The following is a 4,921-nucleotide window of genomic DNA, read 5'->3' on the forward strand; positions in this document are numbered from 1 at the left end:
GGTGGTGGGGTGGTGGGGTGGTGGGGTGTGGCCTGGGGCGTCAGCTCACGGGGAGGGCGGTGGCCAGGAGGACGACGACGAAAGAGCCGGCCAGGGAGGAGACCGCCAGGGCCTTGGCCAGCGTCCGGTGGCCGGCGCCGATCGCCCAGCCGTGCAGCGCGGCCGCGAGCATGACCAGCACGAACGCGACCAGCTTGCCGGCGAGCATCCGCCCGTACCCCGGCTCGGCGAGCGACGCCCAGGTGACACCCTTGTGCGCGGCGAGAGCGACCCCGGTGGCCAGCTGCAGCGGGATCAGCACCGCCGCGCTCGCGATCCCGAACCGCATCCCGAGCACCCGCATCAGCGCGGCCCGATCGGGCTCGGCGAGCCGGCGTCGGGCCGCGGGCATCACCAGGGCCGAGATCGTGAGCTGCCCGCCGAGCCACACGATCGCCCCGACGACGTGCACGAACCGCACGAGCGACCACGCGTCGAGCACCTAGGACGCCTCGAACAGGCCGTGCGCGCCGCGCTCGGCGTCGACGAACGCGTGGTCGACGAACGGGTAGTGGCCGGCCTCGGGCAGGGCGAACTCGACGAAGCCGCCCTGGGCCGCGGCGAGGTCGAGGACCTGCGACGCGCCGTGCTCCGGGTTGTTCGGCTTCAGCAGGTACGCGCCCTCCTTGAACACGGTGTCGAACTGGGCCCCCACGACGTGGAACGCGGTCGGGCGCGACGGCCCGGCGTCCACGACCCACACCCGCACCCGCTGGCCGACCTTGACCTTGATCGGGGCGTGGTCGTACTGGTTGGCATAGCCGTTGAACACGACCGCGTCGGGCTTCTCGGCGGCGATCTTGGCCTCGTCCGCGGTGCCGCCCTGGGGTCCGAGGTAGAGCTCGGAGTGCACCAGGACGACCTCCTTGTCGACCTTGGGGAGGTTCGGCGGGTCGATGATGACCGCACCGAACATCCCGTTGGCCAGGTGCAGGGTCATCGGCATCGTCGAGCAGTGGTAGAGCCACGCCCCGGAGTAGCCCGCGACGAACTGGTAGGTCAGCGACTTCCCCGGGTCGATGGTGCGCATCGGCTCGTCCGGCGCGAGAGAGCCCGCGTGGAAGTCGATTCCGTGGCCCATGCTCGCGCGGTTGACGAGCGTGACCGTGAAGACGTCGCCGACCTTCCCGTGCAGGGTCGGCCCGGGAGCGGTCCCGTTGAAGGTCCACAGCTTCTGGCGCACGCCCGGTGCGACCTCGACCACAGTATTTCGCACGGTCATGGTCACGTGATGCTCGGTGGCGCCGGGTGCGGGCGCGAGGGTCGGGTCGTACGGCTTCCAGTTCGGACCCGGCTTGGCATTGACGTCGATGGCCGGTGCCTTCGCCCCGCTGGACGCCATGCCGGCCATGTCGTGCCCCGCACTGGCCTGCCCGGCGCTGGTCTCACCCTTGACCACGATGCTCAGGGTCATCCCCGCTGCACGGTGCCCGGGCACGGTGCACCAACCGGCGACCGCCTTGTTCACCGCCCCGACCTCGAGGGTCGCGGAGTCCCCGGCGTCGAGCATGGCGGTCTTCTTACCGGTGTCCAGGACCAGGTCGTGGCGCATGGCGTCCGTGTTCGTGACGTGCAGCACGAGTCGGGTGCCCCTGGTCACCTGGATCACCGACGGCGCGATCAACATGTCGGCAAGCGTGACCGCGACAGTCTGGGTCCCACCCGCCGTGACGACCGCCTTCGCGGGGGCGCCGGTCCCGTTCGGGCTGCCCGTCAGGGCGACCACCAGGGCGATGACGAGCATGACGACGCCGAGCGCGAGGCCGCCGATCATGCCCGCGCGATCCTGCTGTCGTCCCGACGGTCCCGTCCCCGGTCGCGCCGGGACCGAAGGACCCGGCGCGAGCTGCACCGGCGCGGTCATCGGGACCTCACCGGCCGGCCGGCCCGTCGTACCGCGACCGCCGAGACGCACACGAAGACCAGCACCGCGACCTCGGTGCCGACTCCGCCGATCTGCGACCAGACCTTGATGCCGGCGGCGTCACCGAGGACCACGCGCGCCAGCAGGGACACGTGCAGCAGGCCCACGTGGACGTAGAACCAGGGTTGGAACGGGAGCCGGACGCGCAGCACCGCCGGCACGATCACCGGCGCGTGTCCGAAGATCATCGACATCACGAAGCCGAGGAACACGGTGTGCAGCGCGGCGTCGTAGGTCGTCGTGCTCGCCCCCAGGTCCCCGGCGACCAGCCAGATCGCGCCGCCGACGAACAGCCACACGTACCCGGCGAGCAGGCACACCGCCATGAACCGGGTGACCCCCGGGATCTTCACGGTGCGCCGCGCGACGTCGTGCCTGGCACCCCACAGCGCGAGCGCGATCATCCCGGCGCCCGCGAGGCGGACCCCGGCCGACCCGGTCAGCGCCGGCGTCGCGGAGAGCACCAGACCGGCACCGAACAAGAACGCACCCACCAGGAACTGGCGGACCGACGAGCGGGTGAGCATCGCGACGCGGGCCAGCTCGAGGCGCTCGCCGATGATCGTGAGCACCAGGAAGCCCGCGAGCCACGGCACGAGGCGCGGCAGGGACCAGCCGGTCAGCCAGAGCAGCGTCGCCACGTACCAGCACACCGCGCCCGCGGCCATCACCAGCAGGTGCAGGGCGGGCTGGAGGCGTTGCACGACGACGTACACGACGATCAGCACGATCGACGCCGCGCAGAGCAGCAGCCGCCCGACGACGGGCGGCAGGCTCACCAGCACGGCCAGGCCGCCGACGCCGGCGAGCGCGGGCGCGGCGTAGGCCCACCGGCGACCGAGCGCGACCGCCCGCTCGAGGGAGATCACCGTCCCGAGGAAACCGATCGCCATCAGCGGCCCATGGTCCGCGGCCGTCGTCGCGAGCAGCGTCGGCACGGGCAGCCCCAGCAGCAGCAGGCCGCCCCACAGCCCCGCGAGCAGGCAGACCAGGCCGGCCACCAGGAGCGGCAGCCGGCGCCGGGTCACCACCCGAAGGCCCGCTTGGTCTCGTCCGTCATCATCTCGGGGCTCCACGCCGGCTCGTGCGTGATCTCGACCTCGACGCGGTCCACCGCCCCGCTGGCGAGGAGCACCCGTCGCACCTCGTCGGTCAGGTACTCCCCGAGCGGGCAGGCAGGCGTCGTCACGGTCATCAGGACCGCGACCACGCGCGCGTTGACCTCGAGCCCGTAGACCAGCCCGAGGGAGATGATGTCGACCCCGAGCTCGGGGTCGATGACGTCGCGCAGCATCTCCTTCAGCTGGGCGGCGCCGGTTCCGGGGCCGAGCAGCTGGGTCACGGACAGCGGCTCGCGGCTCACGCCGCTCCCCCGTGGGTGCCGGGCCGGCCGTGGTCGGCGTCGGTCGGCTGGAGGTGCACGAGGCACAGGTGCGGTCCGACGAACGGCTCGATGCGGACGGCCGCGGTCGGGGCCTGCATCTGCTCGAGGGCACCCTGGACGAGCCCGAGGTGCACGGCGCACACGACCTCGCCGTGATCGCGCGCGACGTCGTAGAACGGGCAGCGGTGCAGCTCGATCACGGTCGGCCCGGCGTCCGGCGGCCGCACCGGTTCGGCAGCGACCGGCGTATCGACCGTGGCGTCGTCCTGCGCACGCAGCCGCGGGGCGAAGCCGACGTCGTCGAGCAGCGCGACGATGCGGTCGACCGCGACCTTGCCGTCGACCGGCGCCGGTTCGCTCGGCACGACCGACTGGCCCCAGCGCCGACCCGCCTCGGCGGCGGCCGCACCGGGCACGGGCGCGAGCCCGTCGATGCTGGCCGCCAGGATCCCGGCGAGCACCTTGTAGGAGTCCTCGGGCCCCTCGCTCGAGTGCGCGGCGGCACGGAAGAGCAGGCGAGGGCGGCCCGGTGTCGAGCGCGGCTGCACCGTGCTCTCGACGAGGCCGGCCTCCACGAGCTGGTCCAGGTGGGACCGGACCGTGTTCGGGTGCAGTCCCACCTGCGCGGTGATGGCCTGCACGTCCAGCGGGCCGTTCGCGCGCACCACTTCGAGCACGGCCACCCGGCTGACGCCGGACAGCACGCGATGAGTTCGGGAGTCGATCGGTTCTGGAAGCACAAGTACAGTTTTCCCTGAAAGTGTAGTAAAAACAACTCCTGGCTCGATCCCGCTCGGAAAACGACCCGTCAGGAGACCCACGATGGCGCTCGAAACGTACCAAATCTCCTCCGTACGACCCCAGGACGACCCGGGCACCGAGCCCGCGCGGACGCCGAACACCGCAGTGATCGAGGCGATCGAGGCACACCACATCGCCTTGGCCGGCGAGCTCGGCGAGCTGACCGTCGCCCTGCTCGACGGCGCGCGCTCCGGCGACTACGACCTCGCGCGCGCCGACCTGGTGGCCTGGTTCACCAGCGAGCTCATGCCGCATGCCCGCGCCGAGGAGTCCGTGCTCTATGAGCTCGGGGCTCGCCTCGAGGCCACCGGACTGCTGGTCACGGGCATGCTCGCCGAGCACCGGGCCGTCGCCGCACTGGTCAGCGACCTGACGGACGCGAACGACCCGTTCACGATGATCGCCGCAGCAGCCTCCGCGCAGGCGATCTTCGGCGTGCACGTGGCCAAGGAGAACGACCTGCTGCTGCCCGCGCTCGACGCCGTCGGCACCGACCTGGTCGCTGCGCACGCCCGGATGGCGGCGCTCCTTGGTGGCGCGGACGAGCCGGAGGAGCTCGACGTCCGGAGCCTGCCGCACGGCGGGCGCCACGAGATCATCTTCGCCAAGCTCAACGAGCTGGCGCCGACCAAGAGCTTCGTCATCCTCAACGACCACGACCCGAAGCCGCTGCGCTACCAGACCGAGGCGCTGTGGCCCGACCGGTTCGCCTGGACGTACCTCGAGGCGGGACCGCGCATCTGGCGCGTCGAGATCTCCCGTGTCGGCTGAAC

Annotated in this window: 6 protein-coding genes; 1 reads left to right on the plus strand and 5 read right to left on the minus strand. The window is 71.9% G+C overall.

Annotated features, from left to right (window positions below; all coding sequences use genetic code 11):
• Window positions 1-40 precede the first annotated feature (40 nt).
• The 5 genes from VIM26_RS26855 to VIM26_RS26875 all read right to left on the minus strand — a co-directional run bounded on the left by VIM26_RS26855 (window position 41) and on the right by VIM26_RS26875 (window position 4,051).
• The gene (locus VIM26_RS26855) at window positions 41-481 is read right to left on the minus strand and encodes a hypothetical protein (RefSeq protein ID WP_331956400.1); all 441 of its coding nucleotides are present in this window, start codon (window positions 479-481) and stop codon (window positions 41-43) included.
• Window positions 482-1,813, minus strand: coding sequence for a multicopper oxidase domain-containing protein (locus VIM26_RS26860; protein WP_331956401.1), 1,332 nt, complete (start codon window positions 1,811-1,813; stop codon window positions 482-484).
• An 86-nt stretch (window positions 1,814-1,899) separates the two neighbouring features.
• On the minus strand, window positions 1,900-2,991 hold the full coding sequence (locus VIM26_RS26865; RefSeq protein ID WP_331956402.1) for a hypothetical protein: 1,092 nt from the start codon (window positions 2,989-2,991) through the stop codon (window positions 1,900-1,902).
• A complete protein-coding gene (locus tag VIM26_RS26870; protein WP_331956403.1) occupies window positions 2,988-3,326 on the minus strand; it encodes a metal-sulfur cluster assembly factor in 339 nt (112 codons plus the stop codon). Before VIM26_RS26870 ends, VIM26_RS26865 begins: the two co-directional genes overlap by 4 nt.
• Window positions 3,323-4,051 carry a helix-turn-helix transcriptional regulator gene (locus VIM26_RS26875; protein WP_331956404.1) on the minus strand — a complete coding sequence of 243 codons (729 nt, stop codon included), beginning with the start codon at window positions 4,049-4,051 and terminating at the stop codon, window positions 3,323-3,325. Before VIM26_RS26875 ends, VIM26_RS26870 begins: the two co-directional genes overlap by 4 nt.
• Window positions 4,052-4,169: 118 nt before the next feature.
• Here VIM26_RS26875 and VIM26_RS26880 point away from each other — a divergent pair, with 118 nt between their 5' ends.
• Entirely contained in the window at window positions 4,170-4,919 is a 750-nt protein-coding gene (locus VIM26_RS26880; RefSeq protein ID WP_331956405.1) for a DUF2249 domain-containing protein, read from the plus strand.
• The last annotated feature ends 2 nt before the right edge of the window (window positions 4,920-4,921 follow it).

The organism is Pengzhenrongella sp. (genome assembly GCF_036565025.1).
Classification (GTDB): Bacteria; Actinomycetota; Actinomycetes; order Actinomycetales; family Cellulomonadaceae; genus Pengzhenrongella.

What these genes read in the sequence shown, in the direction of transcription:
- VIM26_RS26860 (WP_331956401.1), bottom strand. Translation starts at nt 1,813, where the DNA reads ATGATCGGCGGCCTCGCGCTCGGCGTCGTCATGCTCGTCATCGCCCTG.
- VIM26_RS26880 (WP_331956405.1), top strand. Translation starts at nt 4,170, where the DNA reads ATGGCGCTCGAAACGTACCAAATCTCCTCCGTACGACCCCAGGACGAC.